This window comes from Candidatus Tisiphia endosymbiont of Ceraclea dissimilis, from assembly GCF_964030735.1.
GTDB lineage: Bacteria > Pseudomonadota > Alphaproteobacteria > Rickettsiales > Rickettsiaceae > Tisiphia.
In genome coordinates, this window is record NZ_OZ034917.1 from 1596809 (window position 1) to 1623360 (window position 26552).

Here is a 26552-nt window from a genome sequence, read left to right on the forward strand (position 1 = left end):
AGAAAATAGCATGGCGTCATTGCGAGGAGCTACTTTAGTAGCGACGAAGCAATCTAATGAATGTGGATTGCCACGACCACTACGTGGTCTCGCAATGACGTCTTGTACTTTTCTGGAATTTTTAAATTGTCATGGGGTTTATGTGTAAGGTGAGTGGATAAATGTGAAATTGGCATGGATTAAGCATTATGCCGTCATTGCGAGAAGGCGTAAGCCGACGAAGCAATCTATTCTTTTATGGATTGCCACGCCACCTACGGTGGCTCGCAATGACGGTGTATTGCAAACTGGTTCCTCGCAATGATGTTGGAGATGTACATACATATGTCATTGCGAGACCAGGGAATGGTCGAAGCAATCCATTTTAATTACTTTTCTGGATTGCTTCGACGCTACTAAAGCGGCTTCTCGCTAATAGAAGCCAGTTTACTATGACTAAATGCTAATCGGATTAGCTATAATAGAAAAAAGGGAAGAAAAGGAAAATAGGTAGGAAATATGGAACTTGATTTAACAATTCATACTTACGGTTATTATGATGCTTTGTACTATGTATTAAATGGTTTGGCAATGTTCCGCAATAATGAATTTTATACAGATTTAGTAAATAGTCTATGCATAATTACCGGATGCTATTATGCAGTAAAAATGTCGTATAGTAATAGTAATATGGTGTGGCGGGCATATGTGTTTAAAGTACTTGGTATGATTATACTAATTAACACATTATTACTACCTAAAACAGAAATGATTGTTAAAGATCATGTCACTAAAAGAATAGGCAAGGTTGATAATATTCCCATAGCTTTTGCTCTTCCTGTTGGAATATTAGAGGAATTTGGTCATTTGATCACTATAGGTTTTGAGCAAGTATATGCACCGATAGAATCTCTTGTTTCTGGGTCATCTACATTTTCTTATTATAATTATGGGATGTTATTTGGTGCAAGACTAAAAAAGGAATTACGTCAGGTTCGCATAAAAGACCCAGAATTTGTAGAAAATATGCGATCTTTTATCAAGCAATGTATTGTACTTCCAGCAATGATCGGCTACCAATTTACTCCTAAACAATTAATAAATACTCCAGATATTTGGAAATTAGTAAGTAGTAAAGCTGGAACTTTAACTCGTCTTTATCTGCGAATAGGAGATAAAATGCGTAATGTCACTTGTAGAGAGGCAGTAAATTTCTTTGAAAATTATTTTGATGAAGAAATCAAAAGAGTAGTATCAAAAAATGCCAATACAGAATTTGCTTTAGCAAGAGGTGGATCAAATTATACTCCATCAACTAGCTCATCAATTATATCAAATGTTTTAGAGAAAAATATTAAAGCACTCTATGGTGGTGGTCAAAAAGCAGGTGACATACTACGTCAGCAAATGATGATCAATAGTTTATCTGACTATACATCCGGTAACTATGCAATGGCAAGAGCACGAACTAATCAAGAAAGCGGCTGGCTATTATCAAGTGATATGGCAAGCTTATATCTCCCAATGTTACTAGTGGTAATAAAATGTATAGTCTATGCATCATTTATGTTCTTAGTGCCAATGTTGATCTTTAGTGGTGGCATAGCAAAATATACTTCTTATCTAACCCTAGTTGCATCACTACAATTATGGCCAGCATTAAATGCCATCATTAATATGATCATGGGTACGTATAGTCATTTAAAGACTGGCTCAAATTTAATGTTAAGTTTCAGTAGTAGCAGTACAATCACCAATCATGTTGATACAATAGTAACAGTAGCAGCAGGTTTACAAATGGTAATACCATTTTTGGCATTTGCTATTATGCAAGGTGGAGTTAGCAGTCTTGGTCACTTAGCTGGCTCAATTATTGGTGGGCTACAAGCAACAGGTGGTAGTATAGGAGCAGAGACAGCAAGTGGTAATAGAAGCATTGATAATGTTTCAGAAGGGAACAGTCAGCAATATATGAAATCAGGATATAAGACCGACCATAATATGCAATATGTTGAAGGGGGTAATAGCTGGCAACAGGCTGATGGTAGTATAGCTCGCAATAATCCTGATGGCAACGTAATTTACACTGGCGGTCAAGGTATTAATACTTCGGTTGGTATTACCAAATTTAATCTGGAACAAACAGCCCAAAATCATGTGACTCAAGGCATGCACACGGCTGAAAGTTTGTTGAAGTCAGATCAAAGAGCCCTATCAGAGGCAAAGAGTAACACCTTTAGCAAAACAGCTGATTTTGTTTCCAACTTAGCACAACGTGAACATAATGGGGAAAGTTATAATTATGATATAATGGGAGAGCAAGGCAAGTCACTTCAACGAGCAATAAACAACGTAAGAACTCTTAAAGAACAATATGGATATAGTTGGCAACAAGCAACAGATGCAGCATTGAAAGCATCTATGACTGCGTCTACTCCACTAAAAGGACTTACTGGTATTGGTGTCTCTGGTAGCGTAGAAGGTTCAGTTACTGCTAGAAATATGAGCGATCAGTCTTTTATGGAGGATAATGATACATCAACACAAAATAATACTCATGAAGATTACAACAATATAGTCAAAGCAGCATCAAGTGAGGTATGGGGAAAAGATAATAGTGCTGAAAAACATTATAGCGATGCAGTAAGAAACAGCTATGAAAAACAGAAAAGATTAGAGGCACAAGTATCAATGCGTCAAGAAACAGTAGATAATTGGTACAAAACAAAAAGCAAACTTGATTTAGAATCAGCGACAGTCAACAAAGATATGTATCAAGAAGTATTAGATCGCTGCGTAATAGAGTTTGGTATGGATGCAAACTCCGTGAGGAAGCTAGTAGACAAAAGGCATCCTGACGTGATGAAAGTATGGAATAAAATAGCATCTGAAGAATTACAAAATTTAATGCCTGAAATAAATAGCGGTAAGCAACAAGTATCGGGTCAGCATGCAGAAAAAGCATTGAATGATTTTAGCAATGAACATGATAAGCAAATTAATAGGAATCCTGAATCGCAAGTTAAAGAAGTAGCAACAAAAAGCGGTATTAATATTAATGAATTTGCAGCAAATATTCATGAAAAAGAAGGAGAACTAAAAACAAGGGTAAAAAAGTAACGGATAAAAATTCTGAACAATATAATAATATCCGGCAAGTTAATCAACTTGAGCGAAAAGATTTACAGGCAGAGATTGATAAGTATGAAGAAGATAGGATTGGGCAGGGAAGAATTATTGGTAGCCCTTTAGGAATAGGAGGTTCAACTAAAGGTTCTCCAAGAGGTCGGCAGTTCAACAAAGGAGCTTATCAATCTGCAAGGCAGAGTAAACCAAAAGATATTAAGTAAAAGATTTACTTTCTATGATAATACATATTACCAGGTAGGTTACGATGTTCAATGCCTGTGTAATATATATTATTGGAACTAAAGGTAGAAGAATGGGTATTAGCATTATATGTTCCTGCTTTTATGCCAATCACTTCTTCTTGCCAAGCATTTTTGTTAAATAAAATAGAAATAGGACAATTTTTATATATGAAGTATGAAATAGGCAAGACAAGAGCTATCCCAATAATAGAAGATAGGTTTAGCTCATTAAAATTTTTAGATATACATGCAGCAGTGAAAAATATATTAACTAAAAATATTATGCTGAACCTTTTTGGCAGTTTATTCGTTAAGTCTTTACCTTGGCTATTTAGAAATATTTTATTACTAATATATTTAGTTTTGTTAAATCTAGTAAGTATGGTACTAAAGTCAGTGACAAAACTAAAATAATTAAAGCACCAATACTTAAAAAATCTGCTATTTGTTCACTCAAAAAAACACTAAAAACCACCCCAGACCAGAACATTAAATTCCAGAAATTATCTTTATTTAGCCGTGATTTGATCCAATTCATAACAAACCTCAATTCTACCATACTTAAATCGATGATATCATGGTTTACTATTTTAAGTAAAGCAATAATAAAGATTTTGGTGGTTATAATATTTAGTTTTTCACAAAATATAGCATTTGCCCAAGATTTACCTGAATTAATTAGCACGGTTGAAAAAGAGCATGATATTCCAAGTGGTTTGTTGAAAGCCATTGTTGAAGTAGAATCTGGACTAAAAGCTTATGCAGTAAATATAGCAGGTAAAGCTTTTATTGCGAGTTCTCAGGTAGATGCAGTTAAAATTATACGTTCTTATCTAAAGAAAGGACATACCAATATTGATATAGGACTGGCTCAAATAAATTGGCACTGGCACGGTTATAATTTTAGCAGCATCAATGAAATGCTTACCCCTAAAAATAACCTTAAATATGCGGCAAAATTGTTAACTGATTTATATGGGAAGCACGGTGATTGGCAAAAGGTAGTAAGGCTCTATCACTCAGCTAAACCTCATCATCATAGGCAATATTCAAGAAAGGTGTTGTTATCATGGCTTGACGATTCTGATGGTACGTAGTCTGGTTACAACCCATAAATGAAAGGAGAAAGAAACAATAACTATGGAATTCATATGCTAAATAATTTTATTGGTGGTGGGCAAATCTTCTTACATAAGATCAGGATGTTTTTGCAGGTATTTGGTCGTTCTATTGCTATCTCGTGTGTAGTCAGTGTGATAATTACCATAGTTCTAGCTTATCCCAAGCTAGAACTATATGATTTATCTGCCGCTGTAACTTATCAAAAAGCTTTACTAGTCAGTAAGTTTGATAATAGCATACGTTCTATTAGAGCAATAGTTAATCCTAAAAGTAAAAAATATGAACATATTACCACCATAAACGCCTATAACCAAGCTGGTTTATATAGGCGTAATATTAATCCGGAAGTGATCTTAACTTCTCAGCAATTTAGTAAGAATTATTATCATCTGGTTAATTTTATCAAAGTTGAGTTATTATTTTGTCTTGGGCTGATGTTTGGTATTTTTGTACTAATTTTCCTACTTTGGACAAAATTTGGTAAGTCTGTATCAATAGAAAAACAAATCAGCGGTAGTACTATCAAATCTTCCAAAGAAATCACTAATTATTTAAATAAAGCTAATAAAGCAAGTAAATTCATTGTAGGTGATATGCGACTTGTTAAAGATAGTGAAATCAGACATATCATAGCTATTGGTACTACAGGTTCTGGTAAAACTAATTTGTTTAATAACCTAATTCCACAAATCAGAAACTTTAAACAACCAGCCTTAGTGGTAGATCAAACAGGAGAAATGATAGAAAGATACTATAATCCTGATAGGGGAGATATTATTTTTAATCCGTTAGATGCGAGATCTCATGCTTGGGATTTCTGGGCTGACACTAACTCTGATAGTGGTAATATACCTAATCCAGAACAGGCAGAATATTTTGATCCAAAGTTAGATAAATTTGCTAAAGTATTGTTTAAGTTTGGCAAGAAAACTAATAGTGGTTTTGATCCATTTTGGGATAATAGTGCTGCCACCATTTTCTGTGCTTGTGTACAAGTTTTAGTAACAGAGGGCAACAAGTCAATTATCGAATTGAAAAATATGTTGAGTCTATCTTCCTGGGATAAGCTTAAGAATAGGCTGACTGGTACCTTAGCTGCTAGATATTTAACAGCTAATAATAAGACTACAGCTAGTTCTATTTTATCAGTACTGGCAACTAGCACTCAACCCTTAAATTTGTTATTTGAGTCTGAGAAAAAATTCTCACTAACAGAATATTTTGCTGAAGTTCAGCAAGGAAGCTCTGCCTGGTTATTTTTAAGTACTAAACCAGATATGCGAAATGTCACGATGCCTATCATTGCTTGTTTATTTGAGCTAGCGATCTCATGTTTAATTGGCATAGGTATCAACGAGAAAAGACGCATGTGGTTTATTATCGATGAGTTAGCTTCTCTAGGCAATTTATCTGGCTTTTCTACTTTAATATCGGAATCCAGAAAATATGGTGGTTGTATACTTAGTGCAACTCAATCAATTAATCAAATATTCGATAATTTTGGCATGCTACAGGGCAGCACTATCTTTGGGCAATGCTACTAAGTTTCTCTTTAGAAGTGACGAACCAGCTACCGCCAAAATTATTACTGAGATATTTGGGCAACTGGAATATGCCACGTCCCAAAAAAATACTTCTTTTGGTGCTCATGAGTTTCGCGATGGTGTTAGCTATACTGAAGGCACCAAACGTAAAGCTTTGATTACCACCAATGATCTTGCTACTTTAGCAGATTTAGAATGTTTTGTCAGCCTACCAGAGCCAAAAGCTAGAATAGCTAGAATTAAAGTGCCAATAGCCTCCGATGTTCCGCTTAAACATCCTGGATTTGTTGCTGCAAATAGAGCTACTAATAATAATTCCATTATTAATTATCATCTTCAGGAGACCAGTATTCCTCATATTTCAAATAAGCCGACAAGTCAAACAGATAGTGAGCAAGTAATACCTCAAGTGCCACAAGATCAACAAGAAGAACAACCTTGGTGGCAAGAAGCTAGGCAAGAATATGTTGCTATGACTAAAATAAACAATAACGAAACATTTAATACCAAATCACTATCTAATTAACAAGATACTATCCAATTCCAAGCACATATAGATTTGACAATTGCAGGATTATTTTCATAATAATTACATGCTGTGATTAGTTGATTTTCTATAGCATTCATTGAATCAAAAGCTAGGTTATAAAAGAATTTTTCCCTCATATCATCCCATATATTTTCTTGTGGGTTTAATTGTGGGCTATATGGTGGCAAGTAAGCTAGTTTAATATTATTAGGTAATAATTCTTTATCGAGTTTATGTGCAGCAGCTCCATCGCATACTACTAAAAGAAAATTATCCTTATAACGCTTTGCCATTTCTTGTAGCATTAACATCATCCAATCTTGGTTCATTAAAGGCAAAATAAGGAAACAACTAGCACCGTCAAATGGACAAATTGCCCCATAAGTATAAGTATATTCACGAATAATTTGTTTCTTAAGTAAAGGCCTGATTCCAGCCGGAACCCAGCAACGCCTTAATGAATCTATACGACCAAAACGTGCCTCATCTTGGAAGAATATCTTTAATTCCTTGCCTTCAGTTGCTGCTGATACTCTTGCTTCTTTAACCATATCAGGCCACTTTTTTTAAAAGTTTCTACCGCATCCTTCTTTTGTTTAGGATGGTATGGTCTTGGTGCAATTTTACGCCACCCATGCCTATGAAGCAGCCTATAAGCTGTGTAACGTGCTATTTTACTACCAACCGTTTCCTCAAAAATCTTATGCACCTTGCTAATTTCTACTATCCCACCATTAACGGCATTCTGTTCTATCTTTTTAAGCATCTCACGTTCTTGCTCTTGAGTTAGATAACTTCTGTATCTCCCACCTTTCTTCCTGCTACATAGTGCCTTTAAGCCTTTTTTCCGACATTGACTATGGGTTCTGTGAACATGACTTTCTGATAATCCTGTAACTTTAGCAATCAATGATGTCGGCATTTTTTCACTCACTCTTAGATAGATTGATTGATAACGTCTAAATTCTTCTTTAGTCTTTGCTTCATTCATTAATTGTTTCACTTCTTCTACATTAACTTCTAATACCTTATACCCTCTAGACATCTTAATTAACACTATACTATCTTAAATAACACACTATAGCATCTATATTATTAAATAGATAGTGATTTGGTATAAGGATAAGCAATGAGTAAAAAAATAACAGATGATGTTGATTTGCCGCATCAACAAGTACAATTAAATAATAAAAATCTAAATAAGCCAAGAAATAAACAAGCATTATCAAATATTACATTATCTGATTTTGCTACAATTTATGATAAACTAGACCAGCACTTTACCGAATGTATGGAACTTGTTAAAGATTTGCCATATATTAAACGAGAGGTACAAGATATCTTAGCATCTTTTAATGATTCTACCAAACAATGTAGTAATAATATCAGTATCCAGTTAGAAGCTTTTAAAAAGAATCTTTGCAAGCTTAGTGAAGAGTGTTACATTTTAAACAAAATACCAGAAAAGTTAAGTAAAAGCATAATAGCTATTGCTCCTGAAGTGGCTAGGGCAATTCAAGATAATAACCAACTGAAAATAGAAGAAATGACTACAGCAATTAATGGCTGCATTCAAACTTTAAACAACATTAAAACTGATATTGAATTTTTCAGGATTGATCGTAGTAAAAATTTCTTTTTTATGGTAGCAATTAGTCTTATCTCATCAATTATTACCTCAACCACAGTCCTTTATTTTGTATTACAATGGTTTCCACCACGGCAAAAATATGTGGTTGAAAAAGCTCACGATATTCATACAGAAGGAGTAGTACAAATATTTGATATGCAAGGTAAATTTTGTAATAAAGCACAAATAATCAAGGATTAAATGCAATCATACTTGACATCTATTTCAAAAAAAATCTTATAATTTGTAGCTTAAAATGGTCAAAATAGAGTAATTTAAATTTTGTCAATCTAGGAGGCTGCCTGCGATAACTAATTAATTATATTTTGAGCTATTTTTCGGCGAGAATAAATATGATTTTTGCAGGAATAGTGTACCTATTTCAAAAAAATCATGTTTATTCGCAGTCAAAAAGAGCCAAATATAGAATTACTTTAGTTATTGCAGGCAGCCTCCTAGCATATGGACTTAAGATCGTTAAAAATGGCAATTATGATATTGTCTATTAAAAGTTTTTATGTCAAAATATATGGGAGTTCTTAAAATAGCTAGGTAAAATGACAGAACGTTTAAAGCATGACAAAATTTTTCGCAAAGCAATGGAGAATCCGCTAGTAGCCCATGAATTTCTGCATGCTCATTTACCTAAACATATTAAGGATATAGTAAATTTCCCTAGTTTGACAATTGAAAATACCAGTTTCATAGAGCTAGATTTAAGAGATTCTATTTCGGATGTGTTATTTTCGGCAAAATTTGATAATAATAATGATGGGTATCTATATTTATTAGTCGAACACCAAAGTTCGCCTGACCACTTCATGGCATTCAGAATATTCAAATATTTCATTAATATTTGTGATCGATATTTGACTTTAAATCCTGAGACCAAGACGTTACCATTGGTTTATCCGCTGATATTTTTTAATGGTACAGAAAAATATAATGTTCCAAGGAACTTATGGGATTTATTTGAAGACAGTAAGCTAGCAAGAAGTGCTTGGATCAATGACTATCAACTAGTTAATGTTCATGATATTCCTGATGAGCAATTGAAACAAAGGATGTGGTCAGGGATACTTGAGTTTTTCATGAAGCATATCAAGAAACGCGATCTACTAAAGAAATGGCAGGAAGTAGCTTATATGTTACCTGAAATAACTAAGGTGACTATTGGTTACAATTACTTAGAGCTACTATTGTGTTACACATTGACAAGAATAAACCAATCTGATAAGGTAGAATTAGAAAAGTTATTAATAAGTAAGTTAAATCAGGAAACAGGTACAAAGCTTATGGGTAGTTTGGCACAACATTGGAAAGAAGAAGGCGTCCTAGAAGGTTTACAAATTGGTGAGGCTAAAGGAATCCAAATTGGTAAAGAGAAGGGAATCCAGATTGGTAAAGCTGAAGGTAAAGCTGAAGGTAAAGCTGAAGCGATGAAAGTGGTAGCAAAAACTATGCTAATTAAAAATAAACCGTTAGATGAAATTATTGAATTTACTGGCTTAACTAAAATACAAATTAATAAATTGAAAGAGTATATCGGAGATAGCAAAATACTATGAGTATCTGAAAGAAAAATATTAGGTACCGTTGAGCAAATTTAAGAAAATTGGATTCATGAAAAAAGTTAAAAAAATGGTACATTCTTTTACATGTTATCTTATCCTGAGGAATCTTTAAACAATGAGTTAGATATAACCTACCAGTCGTTTCTAGATATAATTAATCTACCTAGCACATATTAAGCCAGGGGAGTTAATTATGGCAAGAAACAATGACTATATAAGCAAAATTGATAAATTGATAGGACAAAAAATCTATTCTCTAAGGCTTGCTAAAGGTTTGTCACGTCAGCAACTTGCAAAGACAATAGATGTAACCCTTCAACAATTACAAAAATATGAGACTGGTTTCAATAGAATATCAATAGGTAGGCTAATTCTTATTGCTAAGGCATTAGAAAAAAATATTGGTTATTTTTATGAAGGTTTAGAAGATATTAAAAATATTGAGCCTGTCCAAACTCAGCATCAGCGTCTGTGTATAGAGGTGTCGAGGAATTTTATGAAAATCCGTAACCCAGAATATCAACAGGCTGTTAATGCATTGATACACTCGCTGATTAAAGGGTAGCATAGTAAGGGGAAAGTACTAATACAGTTATTGGTATCTAGGAGGTTGCCTGCAATAACTAAAGTAATGCTATATTTGGCTCTTTTTGGCTGCGAATAAACATGATTTTCTTGAAATAAGTACACTATTCCTTCAAAAATTATATTTATTCTCGCCGAAAAATAGCTCAAAATATAATTAATTAGTTATCGTAGGCAGTCTCCTCTTTCAAAACTATACAAAAGAAAACTATTCTCTGGAAACCTTATACCTACGGGATTGCAGCCTTATGCCACATTCCTACATAAATATTGCCAAAATTAATAAGGAGTAATAATGGTTACAAAATTAAATCCCCAACAAGCTTGGATAGAAGTAAAAAAGAAATATCATCTTTCCGAGACAACAATTCAAATGGCAAAAAACATCGTAAAACCCATATGTCTTTAGCATATGGCATGAAATAAGTCTATACTCCCTTATATACTCCAGCACCATCAGTAGCCGAGCTTCTATAGTGAATTTCCTTCTGCCTCCTCTGTAACAATTAATTTTGATTTATTCTCTTTTGTCATTTTACAAACTTTCAGCTATTCATATCAATATAACATTTGCCAATCATTATTAAGTTTTATCTGTAATTCCTTATTGAGACTATACACTCCTATTTTTATTCTGGTAAATAAATGCTTATTATAAGGATACTTACTATTTGCCTCATTGCGGGCAAGTATACTCCTTATATATTCAGCACTTTTACGTTGTTTAGGTACAATATTTTCTGGCATATTCTTCAGCATATCACCAATAGTACCAGATCTAAATACTATATGCTGATCATCCTGAACACAGGTGATATTCCTTATTTTTGTTAGTAGAAGATACAACAAAAAATATTCAGATTTATAGGATTCAATCTTAACTAGTTTGTTATTTATTTTGACTATAAGGGCATCTGGTTTTAAATATTCATAAATATCTGGGAATAGCCCGGTACAATATTTTACATCACTTACTGCCCTAGCTATAGCAATCATAAAGGCGTTACGACGATTATTATCAGTTAAATCTACTGATGCTCCTAAAGAAATTAATGTTTCTATATGGGGCTTTTTACCGATATATGCAGCACACATTAAAGGAGTAAGATTGAATTCATTTCTGTAATCAATACCAAATTGATCAACTTTTTGTAAGATATTATTAGTATTTTTATAAATATAATCAACGAAATATTCATCCTGCATTAGAGCAACACATTTGGGAAGATTGTTAGCAGCCTTTACCCCGATATCTTGTAGATTTTTTATTATCCTAACATTAGAATAGATTATTGCATAATTTAGCAATTTAATTATATCCTTTTTATTAGCAGTCTTTTTCACTAATACAACATCCTGTAATTGCGTTAATTGTTGATTATCAATAATTTTCCATGGAATTACTTTATGTTGCAATATACTATCTTCAATGGCTTTAGCCTGCTCTTCTTTACCTTGGGTTATTAGCTTACTTGCTTCTTTTTGCCACTCTTCTCTAGAAGATTCTTTAGCTTCAATAGTTACTTCCTTAATTTGATTAATATCTAGCAGCCTCAAGAGCTTATGAGCTGGATTAGATTCTATCATATAAACATTGCAAATAGACCGAGTAATTGCAACATATAAAGAATTTATATAAAATTTGTATATTTCTAGGGATTTATCTGTTTTTTCTTTTGTCCGAGAATATTTAAAATCTGTATCAAGAAATGATCGATCCATATCCTTGCTAATAGTAGCATAAGTTTGTTCAGAAGATATAAAGTCATAAAGAATTATATTCTCATATTCTAAACCCTTTGCTTCTTGGACAGTAAATATCAGAGGCGTGTTAAAGACTTCCCTGACTTTCTGCTTGCAATGCTCATATAATACTAAAATAGCGTAACTTGTTGATCTAGATGTTCGGGCGTTTACCTCTTTGATAATATTTGAGGTGGCTTCTAAACAGCTAACACTACCATGCTTTTCAGAAGTACTGTCTATAAGATAATGGCTCTCTTTATCGATTGAGCCAAAACGATAATTCTTGAAGCGTAGTACCCGATTAGCCAATTCAGTAACTTCTAAGCTATTACGATAATTTGCCACAAGAATTCTGGTGATACTAGTGGTATTTAAGTCTGTATCACTATAAAAAAAAGATTTTAGCTTAGACCAAGAGAAGAAATTGGGATGGACTATTTGATTAGCATCCCCACATAACAAAAATTGACTATTATCTTTTAGACTTTTTAATATTAAAGATAATTGGCTATTAGTAAAATCTTGCACCTCATCGACAAAGATTGCATCATAAGTAGCCTCCACTAAATTAAGATAGTTATAAGCAATAATATTACTATCATAATAGTTTTCTTGCTCTAAGAATTTAGTATATTTTTGAAAGAGTCCATAAATATCATGTCGTTGTTCTTGAGAAAAGATCGATTGTTTTATTCCTAAATTTAGGTATTCTTCTTTGGTTAAGTAAGCTCTTTCGTTAGAAGAACCGGCTATTACCCCTATAAACTCTTCAAATAGCTTACGCCCATCTCCTATGGATCCAGAAACCTTTTGCTTGGTGAACCATGATAAAAATATATTTTCATTAACTGGTTTCCCTTTAGGAATTTCTATAGTTTCCAAAAACTCACGAAAAGATAAAAAATCAAGATCCTGTTTACTATTACTATAATTACACGAAAAATATAATTTTTGTGAATTATGAACAAGATAGCTAGATAAACTTATATAGAGAATTCTGCCTTCAAGCTCCTTAAGTTTTTCTAAAGTTACTGAGGTTTTGCCACTACCAGCAGAACCAATAATAAGCAAAGGTAGATTACAATGTAATATATCTTCTTGCTGTTTATCAAAGATAATAAATTTATTTAACAAACGAACAGGTGAAGTGTTTGTAGGGCTACCATTCAATAATTCAAGGTCATTTATTTCTAATGACTTAAATTCTACATCTTCTTCAATTATTGCCCCTCCTTTTAAAAATCTCGATTTACTGTAATCGTGATTTCGAATTATTTCTAAAATAAGTAAGTAATATTGATTATTATGCCTTATAGGTTTAAATAATACTCGGTTAGTTATATCCAGTCTAGCTCTGAAATAATCAGTAGGTTTCAGCTTTTTAACTTCTGCTGATTTAAAATCACCTTCCTGTAAAAATTTAATAACCTTATCAAATTTTACCTCAAGACCGTTATAATCTAAATTGTAATAATAAAGTATAGAGTACACTGCTTATTCTTAAATTGGTTGTTATTTGGATAAGTAAACAATAAACTAAAAGCAACCTAAAATAAAAACAATATAGTAACTACGTAGGTATTGTGTATCTGCATAAAATTTTAATTTGTATATTGTTAAAAATATTAGTCTACTTATCCTTAAACTAGGAAAATTAAGTTACTACTTTTACTTGATATTGTGCTTTTTTGCTCATTGCTTTATCCTTCCCATTTTTAGCCAAGTTTATAAATTTTCTACGAATGAGTGTATCATGCACTATTCCATTGCCAGTAATAGCTACCTCTTGATTCCTACCCAAGCTAGCAACTATCTTCAGCATTTTATGTTTATCAGGATATGTGTATTGGCAATTATTGGCTATATCCTCAAGTTCACTCCATGATTCTGCCTCTCTTTTGTGATATTCTTCTATAATTGTCATTTTCTTGTATACTTCAGCTTTAAGTTCTTTAGCTTTTATCACAACAGGAATTAATTGCTCAATCTTCTTCTCTTTATGTTTTAATATTCCCACTTTTTTACTATCATAAGTATCTGAGGAGTGAATATCTATCATCTTTTGCTTTTTTTCTTCATGTTCATTTTCCAGCTTCTCCTTGACCTTCACCAATTTATAGTATTGGGCATGTACTGTATCATAATGCTTATCAATACTTGCTTTATATTGATACAAAGTTTTATATTCTTTATTTTGTTGTTTAATTTGTTCTTCACTTTTTATTTGAGTTGTCAATTCTTTTGTCAATTGAAATTTACGAAATTCTTTCATAATAAGTAATCTATCAATCAGTATAGAAAAATAATGAATCATAGCCTTACTGTATGATTCACTTGCGGTTTCATAACCATATTGTAGCAATATAAATATCTCATATCAATAGTTAATTATTACCTTACTTTTTATGTAAGTATAAAGGTAATATTTGTTTATTTATACAACAAAGTATAAAAATAGTCATCTCTTTAAAAACGACATGTAATAAGGAGGTGACCACAGATTTGAAGCAAATTTATACAGCAAATAATGAAGAAATGGCAAGTCTAAAACTTCAACAATTTAGTTCAAAATGGGATAAAAAATATCCAGTAATTTCTGATATTTGGCAACGTAGTTGGTCTGGGATAATCCCATTTTTTGCTTTTCCTCAGGAAATAAGAAAGGTAATTTATACAACAAATACCATTGAATCTGTCAACCGTCAAATTAGGAAAATTATCAAAAATAAGGGGGTGTTTCCGGATGATAAATCAATTCAGAAAATAATATTTTTAGCCCTACAAAATGCATCTAAAAAATGGACTATGCCCATAAAAGATTGGTCATTAGCTTTGAATCAATTTGAAATACTTTGTGGTGATTTTAAATATGATTTATTGGAATGTAAAAAATAGAACTTTGTGAGTATATCTAACCAATCACTCGATTAGACCCCTCCTCAGAACCGTACGTGCGGAACTACCGCATACGGCTCGCGAAAAGCAAGATAGGTGTATTAACCTTATTTGCTGCTTTAGAACATTGAAATAGTCTTCCATTTCTTTGGAAAGTTGGTTATCCTTAGTATTTCCGCTAATCTTTGCCAATTCATCTTACGTTTTCCGCCCATTCTATTAAACCACCCATATATTGAACGCCTACTTTGGTAAATAAATGATCTTACTCGTCTTTGGTTATCTGATATACCATGATAATTGATCCATCCTCTAGTAACTTTAATGACTTTTTCTAATATTTGTGTCTTGTTTTGCGTATTTAGCTTACTTCGCAAATATTTCCGCAGCCCTTTAAGTTTTCCAGTAAAACGATCTTTTCTAGTGGTATATTTTAGTCTCCATGTTGTACCAAATCTTGTTTTACCCCAATAGCAGGTAAACCCAAGAAAATTGTAACTTTTAATTTTCTTGCCTTGTTTGGCTAGAATTTCAGCATGTTCCCTACCAGATACGATGATTTGCGATTTAGCTTCATTGATTTCTAGCCCATATTTACTTAGTCTTTTGGGAAGAACTTCATAAAACTTCCTTGCTTCATCTTCTTTCTCAAAGACAAATACCATATCGTCACAATACCTCACCATTCCACTCTTTCCCTTTAGGTTTTCTTTACTGATTTTATCGAACCAGTTATCAATAACATAATGCAGGAATATATTAGCTAGTATTGGTGAAGCTATTGAGCCTTGACAGCATCCCTCTTTGTTTGGTACTATAATGCCATTTTCTATAGTTGGAGTTTCTATCAGTTTCTTCACTAGCTTTAGGAATTTCTTATCAGATATTCTCTTCATTAAAAATTCTAATAACTCTTGGTGTCTGATTTTATTGAAACACTTTGTTATATCGATTTCTACTACAGCACCTTTATTAAAGTTGTATGTAAGTTCATTTAGCTTCCTTAGTGCGTCATGGGCATTTAGTCCTGGACGAAATCCATATGAGCATTTTAAGAATATTGGCTCAAACACAGAGTTTAATATCTTGCTTATTGCTGATTCGATTAACTTATCCTCAAAACAAGATATTGCCAGGGGTCTCTTACTTCCATCTTCTTTTGGAATCATGGTAATTCTTGTAGGTTTAGCATTGTACTTACCCAGATGAATTTTGGTTAGTAGTGAGTTTAAGTTTGCTCTTAACTCCTTGCCATATTCTTCTTTGGTAATACCATCTATTCCTACAGCTTTCTTACCACTCTGTTCCTTATACTGTTCTTCTAGCATCTCTAAATCAATAATATGTCCAAGGTTATTGAACTTTATTTGTTGATTTTGTGATGCTAACAACTTTATACGTTCAAGTTTTGTTAACCATGTGTTTCCGTCTCTGAGTACAGACATTGTTTCCCCCTTACGTTCTTACCTTTCTGCCAGCCCTTTGCTCCACTCCCATTACGGAGTTTCATCACTACTACAGCTGACTCAGCCATCCTTACACCATCTCCAAAGCCTTATGTTTTGGCACTTGTACTTTAGATACTTACTTTGCAGTAAGAGTTATAAGGACTTCCCAAGTTGTGTCATTAATCTCTACAAACTCGCTGACGCCTGAGACCCCGGTGGTTGAAAACTGTTGGATTTGCTAGGTTAACCTCCAATTTTCTATTGCTTACTGCCTTGTGTAGGACATCAGCTTCCACTACCAATTAAATTTCGGGGCTATCACGATCACCATTTGGTTTCGGCTCGAATGTTTCGCTGTCTACGCTTCACCACTGTCGTTACCTTCAGCAGTGCAAGACTCGCTATATGGTGAAGCTAGCTACTCCTTCCATAACAGGACTTTCACCTGCAAGATTAATGCACCTTGTCTTGGCGCACACACAAAATAAATGATTGACTCAATTTGTATTTTTGTATAATTCCTCTGAACCCCTTATATTACAAGGGGTTCAGAGGTTAATTTTGCTACCTTCATGCAATATCCGGGCTAAATGCATTAGTAATCGATCTATGCCTAGAATGCTCTAGTAGTTTATCAAGAAATTTAAGTTTGCCTATTACAGTCTCTATTAAGGCTCTTTTTAGCAGCATAATATAAGTTTAATCTCAACTACTTCAGATAATTACACTTCTAGTCTTTTATATTTGTATTAAACCCATAATTAACACTTCTAACACATCTGATATGCTAACATTATCATCTTCAATACTACTACTATCAATTCTTATTTTACTGACAATCTTCTTATTATCCTTTATCATTTCCACAAGTTCTTTTACTACACTATGATTAAAAACATTATCATTAAGTCTTAGTTCGGATAAAGTTCTATTAATTTCTAAAGCCTTAACAAGTTGTCTAGCCCCATCATCACCAATATTATTCCCACTGAGATATAGTCGCTTGATAGTTCTATTATTTTCTAAAAATTTAGCTAGCTTGATTGCACCCTTATCACTAATATTATTATTACTTAGATCTATTTTGGTTACGGTTGTGTTGTTTTGCAAAAACTTTGCAACTATCTTTGCTCCATCATCGTAAATATTAGTATTATGTAGATTTATATGTGTTACCGTTTTATTATTTTTTAAAGCCCCACTAAGTAATTTAAGATCATTACTATTGATATTATAGTTTCTAAGGTTTATTTTGGTCAATTTCTCATTATCTTGTAGCTTTCTAATAAAGTCAGTAGGTTTAATAAGTTTAGTCATAAATTTACCTGCCAAAGTTAATAGATTATTTGTAATAGTTTTTTATTTCAATGGTTCTTAATCTGTTTATCTTTATTTGAACATTTTTTAATATTGTATTTCATAATAATACTAACCCGAATTCTGGATTAGAAAATTCATAAAAACCTTAACATACAAGGCTTACATTGTAGTAAAGCATAATAAAATTGATAATTTTATTCAAAATATTATATCGTATTACGACAATATTCAAGTTTTACTATAAGCTTCTTGTTAAAACAATTTTCTGATCGTATAACTAATTATTATACAGTTGATCCATCTAAGATTAAATAATAATTTATCAAACAACGTATACTTGCAATAAAACTACTTCGTCATCTTTATCAATACAAATCACATTTTTCAACTACGTCGCCAAGTAAATTTTTGGTAAATTCTTCATTTACCAAGGGAAAATTGTACAAATTATGTTCCTCTGCTTTGGTAATAAAATCTTGCCCCTGAGCAGCAGCATTAACCATAATGTTACCAATTTTCTTATAAGCTGCAGCCTTAAAATTTTCATCATTACTTAGGCTGAATGCATGGTGATAATATGTTTTGGCTTTTTCAAATAAACCTATAGACTCAAAATACTCAGCCTGCTTTAGCATTATATCAGGATTGTTTTGATCTTGTTTTAGCCATTTTTTAAAACATGTTTTTATCATAAATTCATTATTAACTACTTTATAGCAGTCAATTGCCTTATCATATTCACCCTTGTTAAAAAATAGTTGCCCTAGTTTCTCGTATATTTTTGGTAAATGACTATTCGCCTCTATAGCTTTTGCATAGTAAGCCAATGCAGCTTCATTAGCACCATCATGCTCAGCAATACTAGCTAAGCAACTATAGGCTATAGATTTAATATTCTTGCAGGCAGGAGAGTCTTGATAATTTTCTAGATATTTTATAGCTTTATGATAATATTCTGGGTTAGATTGCTCCTCATCAATCTTCAAACTACTAACTTGGTACTCAAGATTTTCTGTTACCTTAGCGTGGCAAGCTGTTATTAACTCTGCAATCTTTGCATGATCAGGTAATTTAGTTCCACAGACATTAGCGAAGAATTTCACATATTCATATTGCTGCTGTAAGCAATAACCGTAATCTTGTATCCGATTCTGAAGCTGAGAATTATCAGACTCAGCATATTCAGCAAAAAGCTCCACTGCTATCTGCAAGATCATTAAGGCATCTGGTATGTTATCTATTTGATTATAGTTAAGCACTTTTTGTAATCTTGATAATAATTCCAATTCTGGAAAATATTCACCTTCGCTATGTTGCTTTAGTTCATTGTAATTAATTGATGACGGAACCCAATCTTTGACAATCGCATAATTTTCGGAAAATGCATTGAGTGGATTAACATTTAAGCAGTGAGTTGCATCAGCAATAGCCTTCACTATAACTTCTAATAATTGGTTAAAATTATTACTTGCAGTATTTAACAGATGCGATGAACACTCCGTAGCTTTCTTTGAAATAGCTATGTTAACCATATTACTATTAGCGTCAGAATATGTGGATGATTTGTCTATTTCCGCAAGTAAGTCAGGTACAGTTAACTCACCTTCTTCAGTTGGTTTATAGAATAGATGTATTGATTTGAGCTTACTAATCAGGTCTTTGTGGTCATTTGTTGTCCCTTGGTTATCTTTTAATATTTTTTCTATAGATTTTTGGATATGCTGTGTATCCTTGCCTTTTGATACCTGGGTAACTACTAAAGATATGCTACCCTCTATAGAGCCAATATCATTAAAACTTTTCATAAAATTAGACAAAGTTTCAAGGAAATCATTGCCTCTTTTACTCCTTAAATCTGATTCAACTATTACCAACACAAATTTTAATTGATCTGTAGTCTCAAAAAGCCTTTTAATATAGAAGCTGTTAGCAATTTCCTGGACAGGCTCGGTATCATTAAAGCCAGGGCAATCCCAAATGATTAGGTCTTTAACAAAACATTTATTAGGAATCTTAGTCTCGGAAGCCAGTTTATGACCAATGACAATATCAGTAAGAGGCTGCATCGCCTCAATAACCAGTTCGGCAGTTTCATCATCCCTAATAGCTTGCAGTTTTCTGCCACTAAGCAAGTGAGCTAGTGTACTCTTGCCAGCCCCAGTATTACCAAGCAGCAATATCCCTTGCTTACCATGTTCCTGCAGGCGGTCGTTACCTTCTCGGATTAGCTCTGATACTTCCTTGATAGTAGCCTGGTCATTATTATCAAACTGATTATCCTCACCTGCCACCTCAAATAATTTTACAGCCGGTATATTTGGTATATATTCCTTTACTTTTGCCTCCTCTATAGCTTTTAATCTAGCCACTTCTTTTGCCGCCTTGGCTTCCTCTTGTTCTCTAAGCTTTGTTTCCTGCTCAAGTCTCTCAGCTTCTTGCTGTTTTGCCTCCTCTATAGCTTTTAATCTAGCCGCTTCTTTGGCTGCCTCAGCTTCCTCTTGCTCTCTAATCTTTGCTTCCTTCGCAAGTCTTTCATCCTCTTTTTGCTTTGCCTGTTCGGCTATTTGTTTTGCTAGAGCCTCTTTTTTGGCTTCTGCAGGAAAGTTTGCATTAATCTGTAGGGCTGTTTCTATCTCTTTCTTTACAATATCTCCTAGATTGTTAAAATTAGTCTGAAAATTAGTAATAGATTTATTAATCTTTAAGGCGTCTGCTAGATACCTAACTCCCACAGGCCCTATCGGGTTAGAATCAATGTAAAAATTAGTAATAGCTTTATTATCCTTTAAGGCTTCTGCTATAGCCTGTACTCCAGCATCTCCTATCTTGTTATTATTAAGATAAAGATTAGTAATAGAGTGATTATCCTTTAAGGCTTCTGCTAGAGCCTGTGCTCCAGCATCTCCTATCTGGTTAGCATAAAGGTCAAGATAAGTAATATTGTGGTTAGTCTTTAAGACTTCTGCTATAGCCTTTGCTCCAGCATCTCCTATTTGGTTATTGTAAAGCTGAAGACGAGTAATATTGTGATTAGTCTTTAAAGCTTTTGCTATAGCCTGTGCTCCAGTATCTCCTATCTGGTTATTGTAAAGGTAAAGATGAGTAATACCAAATCACTATCTAATTAACAAGATACTATCCAATTCCAAGCACATATAGATTTGACAATTGCAGGATTATTTTCATAATAATTACATGCTGTGATTAGTTGATTTTCTATAGCATTCATTGAATCAAAAGCTAGGTTATAAAAGAATTTTTCCCTCATATCATCCCATATATTTTCTTGTGGGTTTAATTGTGGGCTATATGGTGGCAAGTAAGCTAGTTTAATATTATTAGGTAATAATTCTTTATCGAGTTTATGTGCAGCAGCTCCATCGCATACTACTAAAAGAAAATTATCCTTATAACGCTTTGCCATTTCTTGTAGCATTAACATCATCCAATCTTGGTTCATTAAAGGCAAAATAAGGAAACAACTAGCACCGTCAAATGGACAAATTGCCCCATAAGTATAAGTATATTCACGAATAATTTGTTTCTTAAGTAAAGGCCTGATTCCAGCCGGAACCCAGCAACGCCTTAATGAATCTATACGACCAAAACGTGCCTCATCTTGGAAGAATATCTTTAATTCCTTGCCTTCAGTTGCTGCTGATACTCTTGCTTCTTTAACCATATCAGGCCACTTTTTTTAAAAGTTTCTACCGCATCCTTCTTTTGTTTAGGATGGTATGGTCTTGGTGCAATTTTACGCCACCCATGCCTATGAAGCAGCCTATAAGCTGTGTAACGTGCTATTTTACTACCAACCGTTTCCTCAAAAATCTTATGCACCTTGCTAATTTCTACTATCCCACCATTAACGGCATTCTGTTCTATCTTTTTAAGCATCTCACGTTCTTGCTCTTGAGTTAGATAACTTCTGTATCTCCCACCTTTCTTCCTGCTACATAGTGCCTTTAAGCCTTTTTTCCGACATTGACTATGGGTTCTGTGAACATGACTTTCTGATAATCCTGTAACTTTAGCAATCAATGATGTCGGCATTTTTTCACTCACTCTTAGATAGATTGATTGATAACGTCTAAATTCTTCTTTAGTCTTTGCTTCATTCATTAATTGTTTCACTTCTTCTACATTAACTTCTAATACCTTATACCCTCTAGACATCTTAATTAACACTATACTATCTTAAATAACACACTATAGCATCTATATTATTAAATAGATAGTGATTTGGTATAATATTGTGATTAGTCTTTAGAGCTTCTGCTAGCTCTTTCGCTTTAGTATCGTCTATCTGTATATTATAAAGGACAGGAGGAGTAATAGAGTTAGTAGCTATTTGGTCTATAACATATTTTTCTAAGGGCATTGTTTTTCTCTCTTTTATTTATAGTTAACTAGATTAGTATGACGTCGTTGCTAGGGGCTGCTTAACGGTGACCAAGCAAGCCTGTTTTGTGTCATACCTGCTTCGGTGCGGGATCTAAAATAATGTCCAAAAAACCCTGAAATATTATAGATACCTGCCTTCGTAGGGATGACATAAAAATGGATTGCTTCGTTGGCTTACGCCTTCTCGCAATGACGTAGTGTTACAAAGTATCTCCTCGCAATGACGTTCTTTAGACTCACACGAGTTCTATTCTATGGTATAATAAAGTAATCTTTACTATTAAAGTCTAATATGCTTTGTATAATATTAATATATTTTAACATGTAAAGTGATTTTTAAAGAAATTTGTGGAATATCAAATTTAGTGGCAATTATGCAATTAAAAACACGAGGTAAAAATATCACGAAATATGATGCAAATTGTGATTTTTTATGGTATAATAATTCCCTTGGAATACAGATACTACAGGGGATTTATATGAGAAAAATTACTGTTAAATTTAACAAGTTACAAGATATCGAAAATCTTAAAAAAGTCATGAAAAATGTTTACGCGAGTAGTAGTGATCATTTACCAGATATTGCTATAGTCAATTGATGAGAAGTTGGGGACGTTGTCGCTTGTCGTTCCTAGCCCCAATTTTTCCTAAATTGACTATAAATTTCATTTGGGCGGAAAGATTTTTACACCTAACCAGGTGGATAAAGCAGAGTTGCACATAACAACTACCAACGGCACTGAAATTATAACCTCACCTTACGCATGGCATTTAAAAGTCATATAGAAAATAGCTTGGCGTCATTGCGAGAAGCTACTTTAGTAGCATTGAAGCAATCTAATGAATGTGGACAACAACTACGTGGTCTCGCAATGACGTTTGTAAATTGAGCGATGCTAAATTAAATCAGTACAAATCACATTTTTCAACTACATCGCCAAGTAAATTTTTGGTGAATTCTTCATTTACCATGTCATAATTGTAAAAATCATGTTCCTGTACTCTGGTGGAAAAATTTTGCCTTTGAGCAGTAGCATTATCCATAATCTTAGCAATTTTTTCTAAAGCGGCAGCCTTAAAATTGTCATCATGACTTAGGCTGAATGAATTGAGATAATATTTTTTGGCTTGCTCAAATAAATATACAGACTCAAAATATTCAGCTTGCTTTAGCATTATATCAGGATTTTTTTTATCTTGTTTCAGCCATGCTTTAAAACAGGCTTTTATCTCAAATGCATTATTTACTACTTTATAACAGTCAATTGCCTTAGCATATTCACCCTTGTTAAAAAGTAGTTGTCCTAGTTCTTCATATATTTTTGGTAGGTGGCTATTGGCATCTATAGCTTTTGCATAGTAAGTCAAGGCAGCTTCATTAGCACCATCATGCTCAGCAATACTAGCTAAGCAACTATAGGCTATAGCCTTAAGATTCTTGCAGGCAGGAGAGTCCTGATAATTTTCTAGATATTTGATAGCTTTATGATAATATTCTGGGTCAGATTGGTTCTCATCAATCTTCAAACTACTAACTTGATACTCTAGATTTTCTGTTACTTTAGTATGGCAAGCTGTTATTAACTCCGCAATCTTTGTATGATCAGGTAATTTAGCTCCACAGACATTAGCGAAAAATTTCACATACTCATATTGCTGCTGTAAGCAATAACCGTAATCTTGTATCTGATTCTGAAGCTGAGAATTATCAGACTCAGCATATTCAGCAAAAAGTTCCACTGCTATCTGCAAAATCATTAAGGCATCTGGTATCTTATCTATTTGATTATAGTTAAGCACTTTTTGCAATCTTGATAATAACTCCAACTCTGGAAAATATTCACCTTCACTATGTTGCTTTAGCTCATTGTAATTAATTGATGACGGAACCAAATCTTTGACAATCGCATAATTTTCAGAAAATGCATTGAGTGGATTAACATTTAAGCAGTGAGTGGCATCAGCAATAGCCTTCACTATCACCTCTAATAGTTGGTTAAAATTATTACTCGCAGTATTTAACAGATGCGATGAACACTCCGTAGCTTTCTTTGAAATAGCTATGTTAACCATCTCACCTTTAGCATCAGAGTATTGGGATGATTCGTCTATTGCAGCAAGTAAGTCAGGTACAGTTAACTCACCTTCTTCAGTTGGTTTATAGAATAGATGTATTGAGCCATCAACTTTGAGCTTATTAATCAGTGCCTTACATTTCTCTGTTGCCCCTTGAATATATTTTAATATTTGATTATCTCTTAATATTGCATCTATAGAGTTTTTGATATGCTGAATATTTGTGCCTTTTTCTACATGGGTAACTACTAAAGATATGCTACCCTCTATAGATTCAATATCCTTAAAACTTTTTATAAAATTATATAACGTTTCAAGGAAATCACTACCTCTCTTACTGCTTAAATCTGATTCATCTACCACCAACACAAATTTTAGCTGATCTGTGGTCTCAAAGAGCCTTTTAATATAGAAGCTGTTAGCAATTTCTTGGACAGGGTCAGTATCATTAAAGCCAGGACAATCCCAAATGGGTAGCTTTTTAGCCAGACATTTATTAGGAATTTTAGTCTCAGAAGTCATTTTATGACCAATGACAATATCAGCAAGTGGCTGCATCGCATCAATAACCAGTTTGTTAGTTGCATCATCCCTAATTGCTTGCAGTTTTTTGCCACTAAATAAATGAGCGAGCGTACTCTTGCCAGCCCCGGTATTACCAAGTAGCAATATCCCTTGCTTGCCATGTTCCTGCAGACGGTCGTTACCGTCTCGAATTAGCTCTGATACTTCCTTGATAGTAGCCTGATCATCATCGTTAAACTGATTATCCCCACCCACTACCTCAAATAATTTTACAGCCGGTATATTGGGGATATATTCTTTTACTTTTGCTTCCTCTATAGCTTTTAATCTAGCCTCCTCTTGCTCTAGTCTCTCAGCCTCTTGTCTAGCTTGTTCAGCTGCCTCTGCTTGTTGTTGCTGTTTTAGTATCTTATCAGCTTTTTTAATAGGATCTTTATTAATCTGTAATTCTGTTGCTATCTCTTTCGCTCCAGCATCTCCTATCTTGTTAGATTGAAGGTAAAGAGTAGTAATAGAGTGATTATCCTTTAAGGCTTCTGCTATAGCCTTCGCTCCAGCATCTCCTATCTTGTTAGATTGAAGGTCAAGAATAGTAATAGATTTATTATCCTTTAAACCTTCTGCTAAAGCCTGTACTCCAGCATCTCCTATCTTGTTATCACCAAGGTAAAGATTAGTAATAGAGTGATTATCCTTTAAGCCTTGTGCTATATCCTTCGCTCCAGCATCTCCTATCTGGTTATTATTAAGATAAAGAGTAGTAATAGAGTGATTGTCCTTTAAGGCTTCTGCTATATCCTTCGCTCCAGCATCTCCTATCTGGTTATTATTAAGGTAAAGATTAGTAATAGATTTGTTAACCTGTAAGGCTTGTGCTATAGCCTGTACTTCAGCATCTCCTATCTGGTTAGTACTAAGGTAAATATTAGTAATAGTGTTATTAGTCTTTAGGACTTCTGCTAAAGCCTGTACTCCAGCATCTCCTATCTGGTTACCATTAAGGTTAAGGGTAGTAATAGATCGATTAATCTCTAAGGCTTTTGCTATATCTTTTGCTCCGGCATCTCCTATCTGGTTACTATTAAGGTTAAGGCTAGTAATAGATCGATTAATCTCTAAGGCTTCTGCTATATCTTTTGCTCCGGCATCTCCTATCTGGTTACCATTAAGGTTAAGAGTAGTAATAGATTGATTAATCTTCAAGGCTTCTGCTATAGCCTGTGCTCCAGCCTTTCCTATCTGGTTAACATCAAGGTTAATAGTAGTAATAGATTGATTAATCTTTAAGGCTTCTGCTAGCTCCTTTGCTTCAGCATCTCCTATCTTGTTATGTTGAAGGTAAATAGTAGTAATATAGTTATTAACCTTTAAGGCTTCTGCTAGCTTCTTTGCTTCAGCATCTCCTATCTGCTTATCATTAAGGTCAAGAGTAGCAATAGTGTTATTTCTTATTTGTTGTATAATAGCTTGTTCTAATGGCATTTTTTCCTCTCTTTTATTTTTGTCAAAAGTGATTAGTACTTTAGTTATCAGTGAAGTGTTGTTATTCCATGGTTAGACATGCTGATTAATTGTTTTTAATCAATAGCCATATCAACTTATCCAAAAGATTAAATAATAATAATTTGTTAAACAACTAAATAACTACTTATCGCTATTTTTTTAATAAGAGTTGTGATTTTTTTAGCATCACTTTTTCGACTATTAGTGTTTGGTTAATGGAAAAACTAGGGGGGTGAATATAACCAAGTTGATATTGGCTTATAATTTTAAAATATACTAAAAATACGAGGTAAAAATATCA

The 26552-nt window shown here is 33.4% G+C and carries 20 protein-coding genes and 3 pseudogenes; 10 read left to right on the forward strand and 13 right to left on the reverse strand.

Annotated elements, in window-relative coordinates:
* Positions 1 to 498: 498 nt before the first annotated feature.
* The 4 genes and pseudogenes from ACQH1V_RS07590 (at position 499) to ACQH1V_RS07605 (ending at position 6542) form a co-directional block, all read left to right on the forward strand.
* On the forward strand, positions 499 to 3099 hold the full coding sequence (locus ACQH1V_RS07590; RefSeq protein WP_425360349.1) for a conjugal transfer protein TraG N-terminal domain-containing protein: 2601 nt from the start codon (positions 499 to 501) through the stop codon (positions 3097 to 3099).
* 302 nt (positions 3100 to 3401) lie between these two features.
* Positions 3402 to 3764: a hypothetical protein gene (locus ACQH1V_RS07595; RefSeq protein WP_425360350.1), complete on the forward strand. Its 363-nt coding sequence runs from the start codon at positions 3402 to 3404 to the stop codon at positions 3762 to 3764.
* 155 nt (positions 3765 to 3919) lie between these two features.
* Positions 3920 to 4447 carry a transglycosylase SLT domain-containing protein gene (locus ACQH1V_RS07600; protein ID WP_425360351.1) on the forward strand — a complete coding sequence of 176 codons (528 nt, stop codon included), beginning with the start codon at positions 3920 to 3922 and terminating at the stop codon, positions 4445 to 4447.
* Between the two features lie 459 nt (positions 4448 to 4906).
* Positions 4907 to 6542, forward strand: a pseudogene (locus ACQH1V_RS07605) (type IV secretion system DNA-binding domain-containing protein).
* Here ACQH1V_RS07605 and ACQH1V_RS07610 read toward each other — a convergent pair.
* Together ACQH1V_RS07610 and ACQH1V_RS07615 are read right to left on the reverse strand one after the other, a co-directional pair.
* Positions 6539 to 7096: an IS630 family transposase gene (locus ACQH1V_RS07610; RefSeq protein WP_425360101.1), complete on the reverse strand. Its 558-nt coding sequence runs from the start codon at positions 7094 to 7096 to the stop codon at positions 6539 to 6541. The pseudogene ACQH1V_RS07605 and the gene ACQH1V_RS07610 overlap by 4 nt on opposite strands.
* Positions 7048 to 7590, reverse strand: coding sequence for a helix-turn-helix domain-containing protein (locus tag ACQH1V_RS07615; RefSeq protein WP_425360100.1), 543 nt, complete (start codon positions 7588 to 7590; stop codon positions 7048 to 7050). The genes ACQH1V_RS07610 and ACQH1V_RS07615 overlap by 49 nt, the downstream gene beginning before the upstream one ends.
* A gap of 84 nt (positions 7591 to 7674) precedes the next feature.
* Between ACQH1V_RS07615 and ACQH1V_RS07620 the strand changes: the two genes are divergently transcribed.
* The 4 genes from ACQH1V_RS07620 (at position 7675) to ACQH1V_RS07635 (ending at position 10760) form a co-directional block, all read left to right on the forward strand.
* Entirely contained in the window at positions 7675 to 8376 is a 702-nt protein-coding gene (locus tag ACQH1V_RS07620; RefSeq protein WP_425360352.1) for a hypothetical protein, read from the forward strand.
* Between the two features lie 356 nt (positions 8377 to 8732).
* Complete coding sequence (locus ACQH1V_RS07625) at positions 8733 to 9743, forward strand: Rpn family recombination-promoting nuclease/putative transposase (protein ID WP_425360353.1); 1011 nt, start codon at positions 8733 to 8735, stop codon at positions 9741 to 9743.
* A 199-nt stretch (positions 9744 to 9942) separates the two neighbouring features.
* Complete coding sequence (locus tag ACQH1V_RS07630) at positions 9943 to 10314, forward strand: helix-turn-helix domain-containing protein (RefSeq protein ID WP_425360354.1); 372 nt, start codon at positions 9943 to 9945, stop codon at positions 10312 to 10314.
* A 290-nt stretch (positions 10315 to 10604) separates the two neighbouring features.
* On the forward strand, positions 10605 to 10760 hold the full coding sequence (locus ACQH1V_RS07635) for a hypothetical protein (RefSeq protein WP_425360355.1): 156 nt from the start codon (positions 10605 to 10607) through the stop codon (positions 10758 to 10760).
* A 132-nt stretch (positions 10761 to 10892) separates the two neighbouring features.
* Here ACQH1V_RS07635 and ACQH1V_RS07640 read toward each other — a convergent pair whose 3' ends face one another.
* Positions 10893 to 13571, reverse strand: coding sequence for a UvrD-helicase domain-containing protein (locus ACQH1V_RS07640; protein WP_425360356.1), 2679 nt, complete (start codon positions 13569 to 13571; stop codon positions 10893 to 10895).
* 163 nt (positions 13572 to 13734) lie between these two features.
* Positions 13735 to 14442 (reverse strand): hypothetical protein, encoded by a 708-nt coding sequence (locus tag ACQH1V_RS07645; RefSeq protein WP_425360357.1) that lies wholly within the window; start codon positions 14440 to 14442, stop codon positions 13735 to 13737.
* 140 nt (positions 14443 to 14582) lie between these two features.
* Here ACQH1V_RS07645 and ACQH1V_RS07650 point away from each other — a divergent pair, with 140 nt between their 5' ends.
* Complete coding sequence (locus ACQH1V_RS07650) at positions 14583 to 14975, forward strand: transposase (protein ID WP_425360358.1); 393 nt, start codon at positions 14583 to 14585, stop codon at positions 14973 to 14975.
* A gap of 119 nt (positions 14976 to 15094) precedes the next feature.
* Here the strand turns inward: ACQH1V_RS07650 and ACQH1V_RS07655 are convergent, their stop codons facing one another.
* The 8 genes and pseudogenes from ACQH1V_RS07655 to ACQH1V_RS07690 form a co-directional block, all read right to left on the reverse strand.
* Positions 15095 to 16420: a reverse transcriptase domain-containing protein gene (locus tag ACQH1V_RS07655; protein WP_425360359.1), complete on the reverse strand. Its 1326-nt coding sequence runs from the start codon at positions 16418 to 16420 to the stop codon at positions 15095 to 15097.
* Positions 16421 to 17008: 588 nt separating this feature from the next.
* Positions 17009 to 17116: pseudogene (locus tag ACQH1V_RS07660) on the reverse strand (IS982 family transposase); the annotation flags it as partial.
* Between the two features lie 45 nt (positions 17117 to 17161).
* A complete protein-coding gene (locus ACQH1V_RS07665; protein ID WP_425360360.1) occupies positions 17162 to 17740 on the reverse strand; it encodes a hypothetical protein in 579 nt (192 codons plus the stop codon).
* A 368-nt stretch (positions 17741 to 18108) separates the two neighbouring features.
* Positions 18109 to 20475, reverse strand: coding sequence for a hypothetical protein (locus tag ACQH1V_RS07670; RefSeq protein WP_425360361.1), 2367 nt, complete (start codon positions 20473 to 20475; stop codon positions 18109 to 18111).
* A 93-nt stretch (positions 20476 to 20568) separates the two neighbouring features.
* A pseudogene (locus ACQH1V_RS07675) lies at positions 20569 to 20850 on the reverse strand (hypothetical protein); the annotation flags it as partial.
* A gap of 17 nt (positions 20851 to 20867) precedes the next feature.
* Positions 20868 to 21425 carry an IS630 family transposase gene (locus ACQH1V_RS07680; RefSeq protein WP_425360101.1) on the reverse strand — a complete coding sequence of 186 codons (558 nt, stop codon included), beginning with the start codon at positions 21423 to 21425 and terminating at the stop codon, positions 20868 to 20870.
* A complete protein-coding gene (locus tag ACQH1V_RS07685) occupies positions 21377 to 21919 on the reverse strand; it encodes a helix-turn-helix domain-containing protein (protein ID WP_425360100.1) in 543 nt (180 codons plus the stop codon). Before ACQH1V_RS07685 ends, ACQH1V_RS07680 begins: the two co-directional genes overlap by 49 nt.
* A gap of 16 nt (positions 21920 to 21935) precedes the next feature.
* Positions 21936 to 22124, reverse strand: a complete 189-nt coding sequence (locus ACQH1V_RS07690; protein ID WP_425360362.1) for a hypothetical protein — start codon at positions 22122 to 22124, stop codon at positions 21936 to 21938.
* Positions 22125 to 22521: 397 nt separating this feature from the next.
* Here ACQH1V_RS07690 and ACQH1V_RS07695 point away from each other — a divergent pair, with 397 nt between their 5' ends.
* Positions 22522 to 22746 carry a hypothetical protein gene (locus ACQH1V_RS07695; RefSeq protein WP_425360363.1) on the forward strand — a complete coding sequence of 75 codons (225 nt, stop codon included), beginning with the start codon at positions 22522 to 22524 and terminating at the stop codon, positions 22744 to 22746.
* A 307-nt stretch (positions 22747 to 23053) separates the two neighbouring features.
* On the opposite strand, the gene ACQH1V_RS07700 is transcribed toward ACQH1V_RS07695, so the two are convergent.
* Positions 23054 to 26230 (reverse strand): hypothetical protein, encoded by a 3177-nt coding sequence (locus ACQH1V_RS07700; RefSeq protein ID WP_425360364.1) that lies wholly within the window; start codon positions 26228 to 26230, stop codon positions 23054 to 23056.
* Between the last annotated feature and the right edge of the window lie 322 nt (positions 26231 to 26552).